The sequence below is a fragment of the Streptomyces sp. RKAG337 genome, from assembly GCF_023701715.1.
GTDB lineage: Bacteria > Actinomycetota > Actinomycetes > Streptomycetales > Streptomycetaceae > Actinacidiphila.
Map to the genome: position 1 here is coordinate 7231330 of NZ_JAJOZA010000001.1, position 19083 is coordinate 7250412.

15 protein-coding genes and 1 pseudogene are annotated in these 19083 nt (G+C 73.0%); 9 read left to right on the forward strand and 7 right to left on the reverse strand.

From position 1 onward, the window contains the following. Positions 1-50: 50 nt before the first annotated feature. Positions 51-668, forward strand: coding sequence for a DUF6629 family protein (locus tag LNW73_RS32045; RefSeq protein ID WP_250992355.1), 618 nt, complete (start codon positions 51-53; stop codon positions 666-668). 85 nt (positions 669-753) lie between these two features. Here LNW73_RS32045 and snpA read toward each other — a convergent pair. Then, positions 754-1403 (reverse strand): annotated as a pseudogene (snpA, locus tag LNW73_RS32050) (snapalysin). A 258-nt stretch (positions 1404-1661) separates the two neighbouring features. Here snpA and LNW73_RS32055 point away from each other — a divergent pair. Next, entirely contained in the window at positions 1662-2672 is a 1011-nt protein-coding gene (locus LNW73_RS32055; protein WP_250992356.1) for a LysR family transcriptional regulator, read from the forward strand. 45 nt (positions 2673-2717) lie between these two features. On the opposite strand, the gene meaB is transcribed toward LNW73_RS32055, so the two are convergent. The 4 genes from meaB to LNW73_RS32075 form a co-directional block, all read right to left on the reverse strand. Continuing rightward, positions 2718-3713, reverse strand: a complete 996-nt coding sequence (gene meaB, locus LNW73_RS32060; protein ID WP_250974184.1) for a methylmalonyl Co-A mutase-associated GTPase MeaB — start codon at positions 3711-3713, stop codon at positions 2718-2720. A 4-nt stretch (positions 3714-3717) separates the two neighbouring features. After that, the gene (scpA, locus tag LNW73_RS32065) at positions 3718-5967 is read right to left on the reverse strand and encodes a methylmalonyl-CoA mutase (RefSeq protein ID WP_250992357.1); all 2250 of its coding nucleotides are present in this window, start codon (positions 5965-5967) and stop codon (positions 3718-3720) included. Then, positions 5967-7868 carry a methylmalonyl-CoA mutase family protein gene (locus LNW73_RS32070; protein ID WP_250992358.1) on the reverse strand — a complete coding sequence of 634 codons (1902 nt, stop codon included), beginning with the start codon at positions 7866-7868 and terminating at the stop codon, positions 5967-5969. Before LNW73_RS32070 ends, scpA begins: the two co-directional genes overlap by 1 nt. 236 nt (positions 7869-8104) lie before the next feature. Continuing rightward, positions 8105-10138: an ATP-binding protein gene (locus tag LNW73_RS32075; RefSeq protein WP_285393705.1), complete on the reverse strand. Its 2034-nt coding sequence runs from the start codon at positions 10136-10138 to the stop codon at positions 8105-8107. A gap of 186 nt (positions 10139-10324) precedes the next feature. On the opposite strand from LNW73_RS32075, the gene LNW73_RS32080 reads away from it, so the two are divergent. The 5 genes from LNW73_RS32080 to LNW73_RS36515 all read left to right on the forward strand — a co-directional run bounded on the left by LNW73_RS32080 (position 10325) and on the right by LNW73_RS36515 (position 14935). Beyond that, complete coding sequence (locus LNW73_RS32080; protein WP_250992360.1) at positions 10325-11566, forward strand: cytochrome P450; 1242 nt, start codon at positions 10325-10327, stop codon at positions 11564-11566. A 61-nt stretch (positions 11567-11627) separates the two neighbouring features. Next, positions 11628-11822 carry a ferredoxin gene (locus tag LNW73_RS32085; protein WP_250992361.1) on the forward strand — a complete coding sequence of 65 codons (195 nt, stop codon included), beginning with the start codon at positions 11628-11630 and terminating at the stop codon, positions 11820-11822. A 446-nt stretch (positions 11823-12268) separates the two neighbouring features. Beyond that, on the forward strand, positions 12269-12865 hold the full coding sequence (locus LNW73_RS32090; protein WP_250992362.1) for a TIGR03086 family metal-binding protein: 597 nt from the start codon (positions 12269-12271) through the stop codon (positions 12863-12865). Between the two features lie 128 nt (positions 12866-12993). Further along, positions 12994-13935, forward strand: a complete 942-nt coding sequence (locus LNW73_RS32095) for a sigma-70 family RNA polymerase sigma factor (RefSeq protein ID WP_250992363.1) — start codon at positions 12994-12996, stop codon at positions 13933-13935. A gap of 85 nt (positions 13936-14020) precedes the next feature. Then, on the forward strand, positions 14021-14935 hold the full coding sequence (locus LNW73_RS36515) for a GNAT family N-acetyltransferase (protein WP_250992364.1): 915 nt from the start codon (positions 14021-14023) through the stop codon (positions 14933-14935). A 60-nt stretch (positions 14936-14995) separates the two neighbouring features. Here the strand turns inward: LNW73_RS36515 and LNW73_RS32105 are convergent, their stop codons facing one another. Next, on the reverse strand, positions 14996-15217 hold the full coding sequence (locus LNW73_RS32105) for a hypothetical protein (protein ID WP_138353469.1): 222 nt from the start codon (positions 15215-15217) through the stop codon (positions 14996-14998). Positions 15218-15482: 265 nt separating this feature from the next. Here LNW73_RS32105 and LNW73_RS32110 point away from each other — a divergent pair, with 265 nt between their 5' ends. After that, positions 15483-15842 (forward strand): STAS domain-containing protein, encoded by a 360-nt coding sequence (locus LNW73_RS32110; RefSeq protein WP_250992365.1) that lies wholly within the window; start codon positions 15483-15485, stop codon positions 15840-15842. A gap of 31 nt (positions 15843-15873) precedes the next feature. On the opposite strand, the gene LNW73_RS32115 is transcribed toward LNW73_RS32110, so the two are convergent. Then, on the reverse strand, positions 15874-16050 hold the full coding sequence (locus tag LNW73_RS32115) for a hypothetical protein (RefSeq protein ID WP_250974174.1): 177 nt from the start codon (positions 16048-16050) through the stop codon (positions 15874-15876). A 283-nt stretch (positions 16051-16333) separates the two neighbouring features. Between LNW73_RS32115 and LNW73_RS32120 the strand changes: the two genes are divergently transcribed. After that, positions 16334-19051, forward strand: coding sequence for a tetratricopeptide repeat protein (locus tag LNW73_RS32120; protein WP_250992366.1), 2718 nt, complete (start codon positions 16334-16336; stop codon positions 19049-19051). Positions 19052-19083: the final 32 nt, after the last annotated feature.

Consider the following 19083-nt stretch of genomic DNA (forward strand, 5'->3'; position numbering starts at 1 on the left):
GAGATCGTTGTACCTCGATCCACCGTCCGCTCCGATCCCCGGGTGACCTCATGTGCTGGACCGCGACAGCCGACCTCGTGGCGGGTACCGGCATCGCCGCGATCGGGGTGGTCTGCGTGGCGCGGGTGCGGCGGGCCCGCGATCTGCCGATCGCGGCGCTGCCGCTGATCCTCGGCGCCCACCAGATCATCGAGTCCGTCGTCTGGCGCTCCGACGGCGGCGCGGGACCGGCCACCACGGCCTGGGCCGTCATCGCTCTGCCGCTGCTGCCGGTGTGGGTGCCGTTCGGGGTGCTGCTCGCCGCGCCCAGGAGCGCGCGGCGGCTGCTGATGATCCCGGCCCTCGTGGGGCTCGTCACCGCAGTGACGCTCGCGTACTTCCTCACCACCCGGACGGTGACCGCCGACGTCCGGGGCCACACCGTCGGCTACGGTCTCGACCTGCCGCAGTCGTCGCTGATCATCGCGGGCTATCTCGTCGCCACCATCGGTTCGCTGCTGCTCAGCGGCGACCGGTTGCTGCGGCTGCTCGGCGGACTCGTCGCGGCCGGCGCGCTGGTCTGCGCGGTGGTGTGGCGGCTGGAGTTCATCTCCACCTGGTGCGCCTTCGCCGCTGTCGCCTCCGTCGTCGTCCTCGCCTGGGTGCGCCGCCGCCCCGCCGGGCCGTGACCCGGGGCGCCGGGCGCCGGAAGGTCCCCGCACCGTGCGGTGCGGGGACCTCGGGCCATCAGGCGGAACGGATCAGGGACGCGGTCTAGCCGCGCGCCACGATCCCGGCCGCCAGGCCGTTGACCCAGAGCCGGTCCACCCGAGCGCGTTCCGTCGCGTTCGGAACCTCGTTGCGGCAGGAGGTGCCGGGGCCGCCGCCCGACATCAGCTCGCTGCACGGACCCGAGTAGTGGTCCGGGAGGCCGAGCACGTGCCCGGTCTCATGGGCGACGACACGGATCGAGTCGTACTGCTGGTTCTGCCGGTAGTCCAGGAAGATGTAGCCGTTCCCGTGACCGTCGGTGCTGGCGTACGAGCCCTGGCTGGAGTTGCCCTCGTAGTACGCGAAGTCCGCGTTGCTGCCTTCCTGGAGCTTCACGTTCTTCTCCGCGGAGTTCCAGATCTGCGCGCTGCGCGATATCTGGGACCTGAACGACGGCGCGTTTCCGGTGCTGTAGATGAGAGTGACGGTCTGCAGACCGGGGTTGGCCGCGCGCTTGGCCGCGACCGACCGCTGGACGGCGTCGAAGAACGCCTTGTTGGCGGCCGCGTTCTCGTTGGACCCGGCGTAGGACGCCGAGGCCTGGGCCGCGGACCGGTCCGCCTGGGGGCGGCGGCGATGGCGGGCACGGTGCCCAGACTCGCAGCGAGGCCGATGCCCAGCGCTGCCGTGAGCAGCACCTTGGGGTATCGCATGGGGGGTCTCCTTCTCCTCCGAGAAGCCGTCGGTCGCTGTCGGGTACAGCTGAATTGGGGGGAACGGCGACCGGGGCTGGGGGATGAACTGCTGTTGCCGGTGAGTGTGCGGGAGAAGCGCGCCCCCGGGGATGATGCCAGGGGCCGATAGGCCGGGGACATCCCCGATACCGGGTGGCCAACTCGTACGCGAAAGACGGGTATTGCTGCGGTTCGGGACCCTGGTGCGACGTGCGGATCCCGCCATATCCTCCGCTCATGGAGCTCGAGGTGAGGCACCTTCGCGTGCTGTGCGCCATCGCCGATACCGGCAGCGTGCGCAAAGCGGCGCGGCAGCTGGGGATGACCCAGCCGTCCTTGACGACGCAGCTCCGAAGGATCGAGAGCGCCCTCGGGGGCCAGCTGTTCTCCCGGGAGCGCACGGGCAGCCGCCCGACGCCGCTGGGGCGGACGGTCCTGTGCCGGGCGCGGCCACTCGTCGCCGAGATGAACACGCTGGTGGCCGAGACTCAGGCGGCGGTGGTCAGGGCCGCCGGACCGCATCTGCGGATCGGCGGCACGGCCAGCCGCGCCATGGCCGGGTGGGTCAGCAGGGTGCACGCCCGGCTGCCGGACGCGGACACCACGATCCGGGTGGACGTGTCGGCCAACGCCCTGCTGCAGATGGTCGCGCTGAACCAGCTCGACGTCGCCTTCGTCCACGAGGTCGAGGGCGCGCCGTTACGGATCCCGGACGGTCTCGAACGGCGGGTCCTCGTCGCGCGGGAACCGCAGTTCATCGCCCTGCACGCGCACCATCCGGCGGCGCGCCAGAGCGTGGTCCCGCTGTCCGACGTCGCCGGGGACCGCTGGATGGTCGACCCGAGTGTCGACGGCGAGTGGGACGGTGTGCAGCGGGCCCTGCGCGCATCGGGGTTCACGCCGCGAGTGGCGTACGGGGACTATCTGACCGCCGCCGACATGGTGGCCGCGGGTGAGGCGGTCGCCCCCTGTCAGCCGACCTCGCAGCCGCGGCACGGCATGGCCATCCGGCCGCTGCGCGGCGACCCGATAGCGGTCGAACTCTTCATGGCCTCCCGGGCGTTGCCCGAGGGCACGGCCGGTGAGGTGGGAACCGCCGAGGTCGACGCGCTCTACGCCGACCTGGTGGCGGCCTACCGGGAGGCGGCCGCCGCGGCGACCACGTACCGGCAGTGGCTGGCCAGGAACAACCGGCCGCTGCTGTACGTGGACGAGGACGAGCTGTCCCGGACCGCCGGCTGCGCCTGACACCCGACCGCCCGAAGCTCGGACGCCGGACGCCGCCGGAGCGGGTCAGCCCGCGTCCGGCGGCTGGAAGGCGGCGAGCAGACGTTCGGCGGCGAGCGTCGCGGTGAGGGTGCCTTCGCGGACCTGCCGCTCCACGACGGGCGCGAGACCACGGACGTCGGGGTGCTCGCGCACCCGGGCGAGAAGCTGGTCGCGGACCATGGACCAGGTCCATTCGATCTGCTGATCGCGCCGCTTCGCCTCCAGCCGGCCGTCGGTCAGCAGGACGCGCCGGTGCTGTTCGAGGCGCTCCCAGACCGTGTCGAGTCCGCTGTTCTCGCGTGCACTGCAGGTGAGCACCGGCGGCGTCCAGCCCGCGTCCAGCGGCTGCAGCAGCCGCAGCGCGCCGGCCAGCTCGCGGGCGGCGGAGGCGGCCTCGCGCTCGTGCGGACCGTCGGCCTTGTTGACGGCGACGATGTCGGCGAGTTCCAGGACGCCCTTCTTGATGCCCTGCAGCTGGTCGCCGGTGCGGGCCAGGGTGAGCAGCAGGAAGGAGTCGACCATGTTGGCCACGGCGGTCTCGGACTGGCCGACACCGACGGTCTCGACGAGCACCACGTCGTAGCCCGCCGCCTCCATGACGATGATCGACTCACGGGTGGCCCTGGTCACGCCGCCCAGCGTGCCGGAGGTGGGGGAGGGCCGCACGAAGGCCGCCGGGTCCACCGCCAGCCGCTCCATCCGGGTCTTGTCGCCCAGGATGGAGCCGCCGGTCCTGGTCGAGGACGGGTCGACGGCGAGGACCGCGACCCGGTGGCCGAGACCGGTGAGCAGGGTGCCGAGCGCGTCGATGAACGTGGACTTGCCCACGCCGGGCACCCCGCTGATGCCGACCCGGCGGGCCGTTCCCGAGTGCGGGAGCAGCTCGGTCAGCAGCCGCTGGGCCAGCTCGCGGTGGGCCGGGCGGGTGGACTCGACGAGGGTGATCGCACGGGCGATGTGCGGCCGCGACCCGTCGAGGACGCCCTTGATGTAGCCGTCGATGTCGATCGTGGGTGCCATCGGCTCACAACTCGTGGCCGAGAGCGGCGGCGAGGGTGTTCAGCAGGTCGTACGCCGCGTCCGGAATGACGGTGCCGGGCGGGAACACCGCCGCCGCGCCCGCCTCGTGGAGGGTCTCGATGTCCTGCGGCGGGATGACGCCGCCGACGACGATCGTGATGTCCTCCCGGCCCGCCTCGGCGAGCTGCTCGCGCAGCGCCGGCACCAGCGTCAGATGGCCGGCCGCGAGCGAGGAGACACCGACGATGTGCACATCGGCCTCGACCGCCTGCCGGGCCACTTCGGCCGGCGTCTGGAACAGCGCGCCGACGTCGACGTCGAATCCGAGGTCGGCGAAGGCGGTGGCGATCACCTTCTGGCCGCGGTCATGGCCGTCCTGGCCCATCTTGGCGACCAGGATGCGCGGGCGGCGGCCCTCGGCCTCGGCGAACGCGTCCGCCAGCTTGCGGGTGCGCTCCACGCCGGGTGACGTTCCCGCCTCGTCTCGGTACACACCGGTGATGGTACGGATCTGGCCGACGTGCCGCCCGTACACCTCCTCCAGGGCGTTCGAGATCTCGCCGACGGTGGCCTTGGCACGTGCCGCGTTCACCGCGAGCGCGAGCAGGTTGCCCTCCAGACCGCCGCCGGGCCGGTTCCCGTCCCGGGCGGCCGCGGTCAGCGCGCGCAGCGCGTCCTGGCAGGCGCCCTCGTCGCGCTCCTCGCGCAGCCGCCGCAGCTTCTCGATCTGCTGGGTGCGGACCGAGGAGTTGTCGACCTTGAGGACGTCGATCTTCTCGTCCGTGCCGACGCGGTACTTGTTGACGCCGATCAGCGCCTGCCGCCCGGAGTCGATACGGGCCTGGGTGCGGGCCGCGGCCTCCTCGACGCGCAGCTTCGGGATGCCCGCGTCGATGGCCTTCGCCATGCCGCCGGCGGCTTCGACCTCCTCGATGTGCTGCCAGGCGCGCCGGGCGAGATCGTGCGTGAGCTTCTCGACGTACGCGCTGCCGCCCCACGGGTCGATGACCCGGCAGGTGCCCGACTCCTGCTGCAGGAACAGCTGGGTGTTGCGGGCGATGCGCGCGGAGAAGTCGGTGGGCAGCGCCAGCGCCTCGTCCAGCGCGTTGGTGTGCAGCGACTGGGTGTGGCCCTGGGTGGCGGCCATCGCCTCGACGCAGGTGCGCGGCACGTTGTTGAACACGTCCTGCGCGGTCAGCGACCAGCCGGACGTCTGCGAATGGGTGCGCAGCGACAGCGACTTGGGGTTCTTGGGGTCGAACTGCTTGACGAGTTTGGCCCACAGCAGCCGGGCCGCCCGCAACTTCGCGATCTCCATGAAGTAGTTCATGCCGATGGCCCAGAAGAACGACAGCCGGGGCGCGAAGGCGTCCACGTCCAGACCGACTTCCAGACCCGCGCGCAGGTACTCGACACCGTCGGCCAGCGTGTAGGCCAGCTCCAGGTCGGCCGTGGCCCCGGCCTCCTGGATGTGGTAGCCGGAGATGGAGATGGAGTTGTAGCGCGGCATCTTCTGCGAGGTGTACGCGAAGATGTCGGAGATCACCCGCATCGACGGCTGTGGCGGGTAGATGTAGGTGTTGCGGACCATGAACTCCTTGAGGATGTCGTTCTGGATGGTCCCGGCGAGCTTCTCCGGGGGCACACCCTGTTCCTCGGCCGCGACGATGTAGAGGGCGAGGACCGGCAGCACCGCGCCGTTCATCGTCATCGACACGCTCATCCGGTCCAGCGGGATCCCGTCGAACAACTGCCGCATGTCGTAGATGGAGTCGATGGCCACGCCCGCCATGCCGACGTCGCCCGTGACCCGCGGATGGTCGCTGTCGTAGCCGCGGTGGGTGGGCAGGTCGAAGGCGATCGACAGCCCCTTCTGGCCGGCCGCGAGGTTGCGCCGGTAGAAGGCGTTGGACTCCTCGGCGGTGGAGAAGCCGGCGTACTGCCGGATCGTCCACGGCTGGTTGACGTACATGGTCGGGTACGGCCCGCGCAGATACGGCGCGATCCCCGGATAGGTCTCCAGGAAGTCGAGACCGGCCAGGTCGTCGGAGGTGTAGAGCGGTTTGACGGCGATGCCCTCCGGGGTCTGCCAGAGCAGGTCCTCGTCGTCCTTGCCCGTGCTCTCCCGCACGGCCGCCCGCCACTGGTCACCGGTGATGCCGCCACCGGGGGCGGCATCCGCCGGGCCGTCCGGCTCCAGGCCGATGTCCGCGAAGTCCGGGATCGGTCCCGGCTGCCCCGTGCTGCCCTGCATCACGCCACTCCCATGCGGTCGAGGACGGAGGCGAGGACGGCGACCGCGTCGCCGCCCGCGAATACGAACTCGTCGACTCCGGCCCGAAGATACGTTTCACGCTGCTCGCCAGGACGGCCCGCGAGGAACACCCGCAGCGCCCCGGCCGAGACCAGGGCGGCCGCCGTGTCCACGGCCTGCTCGGCGTAGAGCTTGTCGCTGGAGCACAGACAGGCCACGGTGGCGCCGCTGCGTGCGAACGCCTCGGCGACCGAGGCCGCGTCGACCGTCACCGGGTCCTGGACGGTCTCGATGCCGCCCGCCTGGAAGAGGTTGGCGGCGAAGCTCGCGCGGGCGGTGTGCGCCGCGGCCGGGCCCAGTGCGGCCAGGAAGGCCCGCGGCCGGGAACCGGTGGTGGCCAGATGGGCGTCGGAGCGGGCCCGCAGCGCCTCGAAGGCGTCGTCGCGCCGGACCGTCGGCAGTCCGCCGCCGTCCCCTTCCGCGACCCCGGCCGGATCGGGCGCGGCCTCGCGCTCCACCGGCTGCTCGGCGAGGTTCGGGAACTCGCTGACCCCCGTGATCGGCTCACGGCGGTGCGCGAGGTCCGCGGACCGCTGCTCCCAGGTGCCCGACAGCCGTTCGGCGACCAGGCCGGACCGCAGCGCCGCCGCCTGGCCCCCGGCGCGTTCGATCTCCTGGAACCAGGACCACGCGGCATGGGCCAGCTCGTCCGTCAGCTGCTCCACGTACCAGGAGCCGCCGGCCGGGTCGATGACCCGGGCCAGGTGCGACTCCTCCATCAGGATCGACGAGGTGTTGCGGGCGATCCGCCGGGCGAAGTCGTCCGGCAGGCCGAGCGCGTCGTCGAAGGGCAGCACGGTGACGGTGTCGGCGCCGCCCACCCCGGCCGCCACACAGGCGACGGTGGTGCGCAGCATGTTCACCCAAGGGTCGCGCCGGGTCATCATCACCGGCGAGGTCACCGCGTGCTGGCGCTGCGCCCCCGCGGTGGAGGCCGCCCCGCTCGCCTGCGCCACCCGGGCCCACAGCCGCCGTGCGGCGCGCAGCTTGGCGATGGTCAGGAACTGGTCGGCGGTGGCCGCGTAGCGGAATTCCAGCTGGGCGCAGGCCGCGTCGACGCTCAGTCCCGCGGCGGTCAGCGCCCGCAGGTAGGCGACGCCGGTGGCGAGGGAACAGCCCAGTTCCTGCGCGGCGGAGGCACCGGCCCCGTGATAGGGCAGCGCGTCCACCGTCAGTGCCCGCAGCCCGGGGTACTCACGGTCGCACCGGGCAGCGAGCGCGGCGGCGGCAGCCGACTGCGCGTCGAGAGCGGAGTGCCGTCCGGTCCGGGCCGCCAGGCCCAGCGGGTCCGCGCCGAGGTTGCCGAGCGCCGAGTGCGCCGGCACCCCGCGCGTCCCGTACAGGCGCAGCAACTCCGCTGCGGCGGCCTCGAACTCGGGGCCGGCGTCCAGGACGACCGGCGCCAGGTCGAGATAGACACCCTCGAGGGCCGCCGGGATCCCCGACACCGGCATGCCGGTGCCGCCGACCAGCAGCCACAGCGAGGTGACGCCGTTCTCCAGGTCCGCGAGCACGGCCGCGTTGGTGCGCTGCGGATCGGGCCGGGCATGCCGCTGGCGCACGTCCCACCCGGTGCCCGCGGTGCCCTCCGGGCGTCCGGCGCGGGTGAACGGCGGGAAGCCGGGATAGCCGGGATCCGCGGCGCTGTCCTGCGCGGTGTACAGCGGACGGGTGGCGATCCCGTCCTGGAGCATGGTGGACAGCGTTTCCTCGGCCGGGGTACCCGGGACCGCTGTACCCGCTTTGGTGAGAACGCCTTCGACAAGGCGTTGCCACTGCTCGCGGGAAGCGTCGGGGAACTCGTCGGCCAAGGGGAGTCCGGGATCAGGCAGGACCGTCATGAGGAAAGGCTAGGGCAGCCGCTAAAGGCAGGGCAGGCCCACGACTGTGACCTTGCCCTCCTTGTCCGCCCCCACCGTCCTGAACTGGGGCTTTTGAGCCTCCGGCGGGTGGGTGCCGAGGACGGTCAGGGGGGCCGGACGGGTGTGGCGCAGGGGGTGGGTGGGGAGGCCGCACGAACCGGTGGCGGCACTCACCGCTGCCTGATTCATCATGATTCGTCCGCCGGTGGCGCGGATCAGGCCTCGATCGGGGAGGCGGCGTCCAGTACGGAGGCCAGCGCGGTCTGGAGGTTCGCCGAGGCGCCGCGCCGGAAGGCGCGCTCGTAGGCCTCGTCGCCGATGCCGGCGCGCGCCGTCCGTTCGCACTCCTCCCGGATCGGGCCCAACTCCGGCGTCCCGCGCTGGGGATGGCCGACGGTGCGCCAGAAGGCCTGCCCGACGCCGAAGACCCCGGCCGCGCGTTCGGCTTCGCCCTGCGCCGCGATGGCGGCGGCGAGCAGGTCGAGGCCCAGGGCGATGCCGAAGTTGTCGCGCAGGAGCCGCTTGCCGTCGAGCATCGTCCGGGCGTGCCGGGCCGCGGCGGTGGGGTTGCCGGCGAGGAGGGCGACGATGGAGAGCTGGTAGTCGAGGTAGGAGCGGGTCCAGCACTCGTCGAGCTCCACGCACCGGTCGCGCAGTGCTTCCGCCTCGGATCGGGCCTCGGGCAGCTTCCCGAGTCCGATGAGGGCGAACACCCTGACCAGGTGGCAGCGGAACCGGGCGGCCGAGGCGAAGGGCCGGCCGGGTTCCGCCTCCAGGGCGTGATCGGCCGTCACCTGCGCGGCGAGCGGGTCCCCGGTCAGCAGGGAGATCAGCCCGCTGAGGTAGGCGGCCGCGACGATCGCCTCGTTGTCGCCGTCCTCCCGCGCCGCGCGGGCGGACTCCTCGCTCAGCCGGCGCGCGGTCTCGTACTGGCCCTGGAGCGTCACGGTCAGGCCCAACGCCCACAGCGCCCGGGTCCGTTCGCGGCCGCGCACCGGGTACCCGGAGAGTCCCTGTTCGAGGTAGCCGCGGGTCTCGTGGAGATGGCCGCAGCCGCTCCAGAAGAAGCCGATCAGTCCGGCGAGGTCCAGCGCGTGCCGGGGGGCCCTGACGAGGAGGTGGTCCAGGGCGGTGCACAGGTCGGTGCGCGCGTCGTTGACCCAGCGGTACCAGCCGGCCTGGTCGGCGCTGAGCCATCCCGCGTCGGCCTGACGGGCCAGCCGCAGGTAGTGGTACGCGTGGCGGTCGGCCAGGGCGGCATCTTCCGACAGCGCCCGGAGCCACCACTGGCCGTACTCCCTGATGGTGTCCAGCATGCGGTAGCGCAGGCCGTCCCGCCGGACCACCGACTGGGCCACCAGCCGTTCCAGCACGGGGCCGACGGCCTCGGCGCTCAGCGGACCGCCCGAGCACACCGACCGGGCCGACTCGAGGTCGAAGCCGCCCCGGAAGACCGTCAGCCGTGCCCAGAGCAGTCGCTCCAGCGGCCGGCAGAGCTCATGGCTCCAGCCGATGGTGGTCCGCAGGGTCCGGTGCCGCTGCGGCCACACGGCGACGGACCGGCTCACCAGGTCGAAGCGGGAGCCGAGCCGTTCGGCGACCTCCTCGACGGTGGCCTGCCCGACCTGGGCGGCGGCGAGTTCCAGCGCCAGGGGGATGCCTTCCAGCCGCCGGCAGATCGCGCCGGCGGCCGAGCCGGCGCCGGTCTCCGTCAGCCGGCCGCCGGACCCCGCGGCGGCGCGCTCGGTGAACAGGGACAGCGCGTCCTGGCCGTCGGCCCGCATCGGGAGGACGTCCATCAGGTGCTCCGCGTCCAGGTCCAGCGGCTGTCTGCTGGTGGCCAGGACGGTCAGGCCAGGAACGGTGGTCAGCAGGTCCGCCACCAGATGCCGGCAGCCGTCGACCAGATGCTCGCAGGAGTCCAGTACCAGCAGCAGTTCCTTGCCGGCGAGCCATGCGCACAGCGCCTCGACCGGCAGCCGGGACGTGTGGTCGGAGAGATCGACCGCGTCCGAGACGGTCGCCAGCAGGAGCCGTTCCCCGTCCAGGGACGACAGGTCGGTCCACCACACACCGTCGCGGAACCGCTCGGCGGCGCGGGCCGCGGCCTGTAACGCCAGCCGGGTCTTGCCCACGCCGCCGGTACCGGTCAGCGTGACCAGCCGGTGACCGGCCAATGCTCCGTCCAGGCAGGCCAGTTCGCTGACGCGTCCCACGAAACTGGTGGATTCCTCGGGAATATGCCCCATCACGGGCCCAGTCTGGCACCAGGTGGCAGCGAGGTCAGGCGCGACGGGGAATCCACCCGCTCCCCGGCGGCGGCCGGCGGGTGTCCGGAACGCGCCCTACCGCTTCGGGATCCGACGATCTACCGTCGAATTAGTTTCCTCAGGCTACCAGTTTACGGGGGCTCCCACCGGAGGTGCACGTTCTCCATGACCCACACCGATGCCACACCGTCCCACGGCGGTCCGTCCGCCGCCCGCGCCGCGGACCCCGCCTACCCCGCGCACCGCGGCTGCCCGATGGATCCGCCGGCGCTCCTCGGCGAGCTGCGGCAGCAGGCCCCCGCGTCCCGCGTCACGCTCTGGGACGGCAGCAGGCCCTGGCTCGTCACCCGGCACGCGGAGGCCCGCCAGGTGCTGCGGGACGAACGGTTCAGCGCCGACTCCACCCGTGACGGCTTCCCGTTCGTCTCGCCGTCCGCGACCGCGCTCCGCGACTCGCCGCCCTCGTTCATCCGGATGGACCCGCCGGAGCACGACCGCCAACGCCGCATGGTGACGCAGGAATTCATGATCAAGCGGGTGTCACGGCTCGGGCCCCGCATCGAGCGGATCGTGGACGACCTGCTCGACGACATGATCGCGGCCGGTCCGCCGGCGGACCTGGTCGAGGCGTTCGCGCTGCCGCTGCCGTCCCTCGTGATCTGCGAACTGCTGGGCGTGCCCTACGCCGACCACGGCTTCTTCCAGGACCACAGCCGGGTGCTGCTGAACCAGCACACCCCGGTGGCGGAGGTCCGTGCCGCACGCGACGAGCTCAGCGGCTACCTGCGGGAGCTGGTCGGGGAGAAGGCCGTCCGTCCGCAGGACGACCTGCTCAGCCGGCTCCTCGCCGATCACACGGACCATGACGAGCTCACCATGGACGACACCGTCCGGATGGCTCTGCTGCTGCTCATCGCCGGCCATGAGACCACCGCCAACATGACGGCGCTGTCCGTCCTGGACCTGCTGCGGCATCCGCGCCAGTGGGAGCTGCTGTGCGCGGACCCGGGCCGGGTGCCGGGAGCGGTGGAGGAACTGCTGCGCCACCAGACCATCGTGCACACCGGACTGCCCCGGGTGGCCCTGGCCGACACGGAGATCGGTGACGTCACCGTCCGGGCGGGCGAGGGCGTGCTCGTCTCGCTCGCCGCGGCCAACCGCGACGAACGGGCCTTCCCCGAGCCGGACCGGCTCGATGTGGAACGTCCCGGCCGCCGGCACCTGGCCTTCGGCTTCGGCGTCCACCAGTGCCTGGGACAGCCGCTGGCCCGACTGGAACTCCAGATCGCCCTCACCGGCATCGTACGGAGACTTCCGGGACTGCGGATCGGCGTTCCCGCCGGGGAGCTGTCGTTCCGTCACACCATGGCGGTGTTCGGACTCTTCCACCTGCCCGTCGTCTGGTGACCCCGGCCGCCGCCGCGAACCCGCCGTCCCTCCCCATCGTGCGATCGTGAAGGAGTACCCCGTGCGTGTCACCGTCGACCGCGCCCTGTGCTGCAGCTCGGGCCTCTGCGTCCTGACCGCCCCCGACGTCTTCGACCAGGCGGACGACGACGGGAGGGTGGTCCTGCTGCTGGCCGACCCGCCGGAGGGCGAGGAATCCGCCGTCGAGGAGGCGGTCGCGTGCTGCCCGGCGGGAGCCATCGGCATCAGGGACTGACGCCGCCGGCGGCCCGCCGGGGAAGGCCGGTCAGTGGGACCACTGCCTCCGCTTCGCGCAGATGCACTTGGTGCGGTGACACCGCGGGCAGACCACGCGCACGATGGCGCTCATCGACAGGCGGGAAGAATCCACGGCACACTCCCGGGTCTCGTGGGTGACACTGGTCGCTCGTCGCGTACCCCCCTCCTGGGGAGATCACGCCCCGCTTCCCCGGCGCCCCGCTCGCTGCCCGATCGGGTGAACACCGTTGAAGGACACCAGAGTTGGCGCGGAGCGCAGCCGATGCGGTATCCGGGTCCGCGCGCGGTGGCCCGCCGTGGCCGGTCCGCGGAACGTGTCGTCCGCCCCAGGTGCGTGATCCGGATGCGATATTGAGCCGGTCCTTCACGCCGGCTCGGAGCGCGGCGGCCGCCGTCCGGCGCTCCAGAACCCGAGGAATGCCGATGACGCCGTCCGCCGAACCCCTCACGCTGCTCTCCCGCTCCCTTGACCAGACAGGTGCGCTCGTCGCCTCGGTCACCGACGACCAGCTGACGCGGCCGACCCCCTGCCCCGCCTGGACCGTCGCCGAGCTCGTCGATCACCTCGTCGACGGTCTGGGGCGGTCCACGCAGCGGGCCGGCGGCGGCACTCCCACGGCGGGCGGGTCCGGGCCGGGCGCGGGCCGTGGGCGGGCCGAGGCGTTCTCCGACGGCTCCGCGGCGCTCCTCGGGGTCTGGGGGCGGGCCGGCGACCTGACCGGCACGATCGAGCTCCCCGGCATGGGCGAGGTACCCGCCAGGTTTCCCGTCGACCAGCAGATGACCGAGTTCGCCGTTCACGCATGGGACCTGGCGAAGGCGCTGGGCCGGCCGGTCACGCTCGACCCCGAGGTGGGCGAGGCCGCACTCACCTGGGCCCGGGGCGCGCTGCGCCCGGAGTTCCGGGGCGAGGGAGACGGCTCCGCGGCGATCGGCCCTGAGGTGACCGCCAGCCCGGACGCTCCGGTGTACGACCGACTCGCGGCGTTCTTCGGCCGTGATCCCGGGCAGTGGAGCTGATGCACGGTCTCCCCGTGAGCGGGATCCCGTCGGCGCCGCGATGAGACGTGGACCACCATCCCGGTGCGGATGTCACACTCCGGCCGTCCGCACCGCTCTCAGGTTGCACCAGCGACAGGAGGCCCACGATGTCCGACACCCCGCCCGCCGACAGGGCCCGCGAAACGGCGGCGGACGACGCCACGGGGGTGTTCGTCGGCCATCGTGAGCTGCTGTTCTCCATCGTCTACGACATGCTCGGCAGCGTCGCCGACACCGAGGACGTCCTGCAGGAGACCTGGCTGGCGTGGACGTCCAGGGTCGGAGCGCCCGGTGCGGAGCCGGTCCTCGTCCCGCGCCCGTACCTGGTGCGGATCGCCGTCAACAAGGCGCTGGCCCGCCAGGCCGTGATCAGCCGGCGGCGTGAGACGTACATCGGCCCGTGGCTCCCCGAGCCGCTGATCACACCGCTCACCGACGCGACGGCCACCGGTGACGGCGCCGATGCGGCCGAGCGCACCGAGTCGGTGTCGATGGCACTGCTGGTCGTCCTGGAGACCCTGACCCCGCTGGAACGAGCGGTGTTCGTCCTGCACGAGCTGTTCGGCTACGCCCACACCGAGACCGCGGACATCCTCGACCGCAGTCCCGCGGCGGTCCGCCAGCTGGCGCACCGGGCCCGCGAACACGTGCACGCCCGGCGTCCCCGCTACCGGGCCGACCCGCGGCTGCGGCAGCAGGTGACCGAGCGGTTCGCCGCGGCGGTGTCCGGTGGTGACCTGCAGGCCCTGCTCGAACTGCTGGCGCCCGACGTGACGCTGTGGGCCGACGGCGGAGGCAAGGCCACGGCCGCAGGACTGCGGCCGGTCCACGGTCGCGACAAGGTGGCCAACCTGCTCTCCACCCGCGCCGGCCGCGTCGGCCGCGGCCTGGACATCCGCTACGAGCGGATCAACGGAGACCCGTCGGCAGTCCTGTTCCGTGCCGGATCGCCCTTCGCGGTGCTGGTCGTCGAGCTGGTTCCGGAGAGTGCTCAGGTGCAGGGCATCTACTTCGTGACCAATCCCGACAAGCTCTCCCGCATCGGCTGACGCAGGGGCTGACCGCCAGGGCCTGACCCGCAGGGCCTCCCGTCCGACCCGACGGCGGGTCAGTCCCGGTCACTAGAGTGGTGGAGTGACGGAATTCAGCGTTCTTGTCGACACGTCCAGCTGGCAGCCGGGCTTCGAACGACGGCTCCGCGCCGCGTACGGCGCCGTGGGGTACCCCGAGGCCGCGGCGGAAGCCGGCCTCGGACGGACCTGCGAAGGCATCGCCGAGTGGACCGTCGCCGAGATCCTCTCGGCCGGCACCCGGGTGGGTTTCGTCGCGGTGACCATGGAAGCGGACACCCCCACCGGCCGCATCGGCGACCTCTGGGTCGACGCGGCCCACGCCGGGCAGGGCCATGAACGGGCCGCCAGGTCCTGGGCCGAGGGATGGTGCGCGCGGCAGGCCGCGACGCGGGTCGCCGTACGGCTCGTCGAGCCCGACGGGCTCTTCGCCGACTACCCGGTGCGGGGGCAGCTCCGGATGCGTGTCATCACCGATGCCGCGACGCCCCTGGACGGGGTCACCGCCCGGCCGATGACGCCGGCGGAGTACCCGGGGTGGCTGGCGGCCGAGAACACCGCCTTTGCCGCCGATATCGTCCGGTCCGGGGCCATGACCCCTGACGAGGCCCGGAAGAGGGCCGACCGGGCCTACACGGAACTGATCCCTCAGGGCCTGGACACCGAGGACCATTCCATCCTGGTCCTGGAGCACGCGGGAGCCCCGATCGGCACCGGGTGGCTGAAGCACCGCCACATCCCGGGGGTGACCTTCGGCTTCTCGCTGGAGATCGACGAGCAACACCGCGGCAAGGGGTACGGCAGGGCCGCGATGGCGGTGGGGGAGCTCGCCACCGTCGAGGCCGGCGACTCCGCCCTGATGTTCAACGTGTTCGGCGGCAACGAGGTGGCGATGAGCCTGTACACCAGCGCGGGCTACCCGGTGGTCGAGGAGACCCGGTCGATCGAACTGCCCCCGGGGACCGGCTCCCTGCCGTAACGGCATCCGGCCCCGTCCCCGGTCCGGCCCTGGTTCCGGCCTCGTCCCGGTCCGGGTGCGTCAGGCGCAGTAGCGGATCAGCCAGTCGTTGTCGGGGTTGCGGCCGAACTGGGGGTCGTTCGGTGGATCCGACGGGCTCTCCTCGACCATCTGCTCCGGCGCTATGCGCTCGGGGAGCTGCCCGAAGCGGGCGGCCCGCCCCTCGGCCGGGTCTTCGGCGGGCCGCTGCCCGTCGAGGCCCTGCCCGTTGGAATGACCCGCTCGTTCATGACGTGCGTTCATGGCGACCCCGGACTCGGCTCGGCACAGATCGGAACCCCCTGGTTCCTACTCCGCCAACGAACCACCGGCCCCGGAGATTCCCCGGTCCGTGCCTTGCCGGCTGCCGCCGGAGCGCAGCGACCCGACCTTTAGCACTGTTGGGGGCGATGGCGCAGCCGTTTCGTGAAACGGGTCCGGAACTCGTCGGGTGCCCGTACGGTGACTCGCGTCGACCTTGACCCTGTCGGTACCCCTGCACGATCGTCCCGTAGCTGAGGGAGCCGTCGTGGAAGAGTCCACCATGCCCGTGTTCTCACCGGATCACACCCGTGCCCACGGGGACTGCACCGTGGTGCCGCTCCGCGGCGAGATCGACCTGCTGACCGCCCCTGACCTCACCCGCTTCCTGGACGCCCTGACCGAGGGAGTCCACCCGGACCTGCTCATCGATCTGCGGCAGGTGGACTTCCTCGACGGCAGCGGCATAACGACCCTGGTGCGCGCACGCGGCCGGGCGGTCGCCCGTGACGGCCGGCTCCGACTGCTCTGCACCCACCCGCCGACGCTGCGGATCCTCCGGCTCCCCGAACTCCGGCTGCAGTTCGACCTGCTGGAGCACATGCCGGCCCCCGAACCGGCCCCCTAGACCGTGTCTCCCCAGCCCCGGTCGGATCCGCTCAGGTCCGCGGTCGTCGCGCCGCGAACAGACCGATCACGCCCACCAGGGCGGCGGGCGCTCCCAGCAGCGTCCACACCGGCACGTGGGTGAAGAGACCGATGGCGTTGCAGACCACCCCGAACAAGATCAACGCCTTCCACGGGCCAAGGGGGCCGCGCGTCTGCTGCTGCGTCATTTCCGCTCCTCACTGAGAGTGCCGCGCTGTCCCTGCGGCATGGGTCGAACGTAGCCACGGCCGCGCGGCCCCGTCGCGGGCCCGGCGGCGCCGCAACTCCCGTCGTACCAGGTCGGAGTGGGGTCACCGAGGAAACCGGCGGTCCCCGGTGCGGCCCGCTCCGGGAACACCGGCCGAACAGCCCTTCCGGACGGCAGGCTGGGAACTTCGAACGCGGCAGCGGGCCCAGCGGGGACCCGCGCGGGCCGGTGCGGCGCTGGGAGCGGGGGCAGGGGTGGCGGTGGTGACCGGGCGCGGAGCCGGGGAGGCACGGGGGGCGTTCGCGGACGCGCTGGCGCGGTTGCGCCGGGAGTTGCCCGATGTGTCGGACGAGACCCTGGCGCGCCGCGCCGGCCGCACGGCGCTGCCGTCGGGGCGCAGGGTCGAGGTCAACGCCCGGCGGCTGGGGGAGTGGCTCGGGGGCCGGTCGGTGCCACGGGACTTCGACGTCGTCGTGGCCGTGGTCCGCGCCGTCGAGACCGCTGTGGCCGGAACCGGACCGGGACTGGCACCCCGGCTGTCCATCGCACAGTGGGAACGGCTGTGGCGCGCCGCCTGCGAGGAGCGTTCGCCCGCCCGGCACGGCGCCGCGGAAGCCGCCGCCGGTGCGGAACCCGGCCCGGCAGGAGCGGTGCGCGGCCTTGCCGTCGGCCGTCCGCCGAGCGACGCGGCGGCCTTGCGGGAGCGGCCGGACCTGGCCGGCGCCCTGGACTCCGCCATCGAGGAGGGTCAGGTCCGTCAGGTCGTGCTCACCGGGGCGGGCGGGGTCGGCAAGTCGCAGCTGGCCGCGGCCGCCTTCCACCGCGCCCGCCGGCGTGGACTGCTGGCGGTGTGGGTTCCCGCGTCCTCCCGTCAGTCGGCGCTGGCGGCCTGCGCCCGCGCCTGGCGGGTGATGGCCGCCGAGGGTGCGACCGGCGCCCGGGATGCCGGCGGCGGAGGGGACCGCGGATGGGACGAGGAGGCGGAGGCGGATCTGTTCGTCGGCTGGCTGCGCACGACCACCCGACCGTGGCTCGTGGTGCTCGACGACGTCGACGACCCGGCGGAACTGGCGGGGATCTGGCCCGTCGGCGACCACGGGACGAGTGTCGTCACCACCCGCCGCCGCGACGCGTCGGTGATCCGGCCGTCATCCCGGATGATCCGGGTCGGGATGTTCACCCCCGAGGAGGCCGCCGGCTATCTGCGCGCACGCCTCGGCGCGGACCCAGGAACTTCGTCGTCCCCGGCCTCCGACAGCACCGGTGGATCGCGGCACGACGCCGAAGTGGAGTCCCTCGCCGAGGCGTTGGGCCACTTCCCGCTGGCTCTGTCCCAGGCGGCGGCGTTCGTCATCGACACCGGCCTGAGCCTCGCGCGGTACCGGCGGCTCCTCGACGACCGGCAGGAGACGCTGGCGGACCTGTTCCCCTCCTCGTCCCCGGCCGATGAACACGGCGGGACGGTGTCCAGCACCTTCCGGCCGGCCCTCGAACGCGCCGAGACGCTGGCCCACCCCGGAACGGTCCGGGCGGCGCTGGCACTGGTGGCGATGCTGGCTCCCGGCGGCATACCCGAGGTGGTGCTGCACACCGGAGCCGCCCGGCGCTGGATCGGCAGGGAGCAGGACCGGCCCCGGGAGCGGGACGTCCTCCTCGCGCTGCGCGCCCTGCACCGGCTGAGCCTGGTCACCCACGACAGCGAACGCGGCCCCGCCACGGTCGAAGCGCACGCCCTGGTGCAGCGCGCCGCGCGGGAGACCGTACCGGCGGCGGACCGGCCGGCCCTGGCCGCCGCCGCGGCGGACGCACTGGAAGAGGTCTGGGCGTCGCGGGAGATCGGTCCCGACCTCGCGGCCGCCCTCTACCGCAACGTGGAGGCACTTCGGCTGACGGCCGGCGAGCTGCTCTGGGAGGGCCGGATGCATCCCGTGCTGCGCCGGACCGGTCCCCATCTGACCGGTCTCGGCCGGGCCGCCGCCACCCGGGACACCTGCTCCGAACTGCTGGTCCGGGCACGGGCCCGGCTGGGGGAGGGCCACCGGGACGTGCTGTTCCTCCGCTCTCAGGTCGCCCAGGCCGTCGGCGACCTCGGCAACGCCACCGTCGCCCACGCCGAGCTGGCCGGGATCCGGCGCGCGGCGGAACAGAACCTCGGCGCCGCGGATCCCGACACCCTGTCCGTGCGGCTGCACGAGGCCCGCTTCCTGATGGAGTCGGGCGGGGTCGGCGAGGCGTCGGAGGCCTTCAGCACCCTCGCCGCCGACGCGGCCCGCGCGCTCGGGCCCGGTGCCGCGCCCACCCTCGACGCCCGCGGCTTCGCCGCCATGTGCCGGGGGCTCGCGGGTGACGCCGTCGCCGCGCGCGACGCCTACGCCGCGGTCGCCGAGGACCTGGAACGTGAACGGGGCATCGGCGACCCGGCCACCCTCGGTGCCCTCACCGACCTGGGACGCTGGATCGGGGAGGCGGGCGACCCCGACGCGGCGGTCGCGATGCACCTCAAGGCCGTCGAAGCCCTGCGCACGGCGGCCGGACAACTGCACCACGACACCCTCGTCGCCCGGCACAACCTCGCCTACTGGCGAGGTCTGGCAGGCAGCCCCGAGCAGGCGGTGGAGGAGTTCGCCGCCGCCGCGATCGACGCGGAACGCGCGCTCGGCGCCGACCATCCGACGACCCTCACCTGCCGCGTCAACCTCGCCTTCTGGAGCGGCCGCACCGGCCGCCCGGCCGACGCAGTGACCGAACTGGCCCGCCTCCAGCCGCTCATCGACCGGATCCTCGGAGCCGACCATCCCCGCGCGCTGCGAACCCGGCAGCAGAGCGCCGAACTCCAGGACCGGGCGGGCGACCGCGCCGGGGCGACGACTCGGCTGACGACCCTGCTGAGCGACATGACGCGGGTCCAGGGCGCCGGACATCCCAGGACCCGCGAGGTGGCGGAGCTGCTGAACCACTGGGGCAGCCCCGCCGGCTCCTAGACAGTGCGGAGCCCCGCCCGTACCCGCCGGAT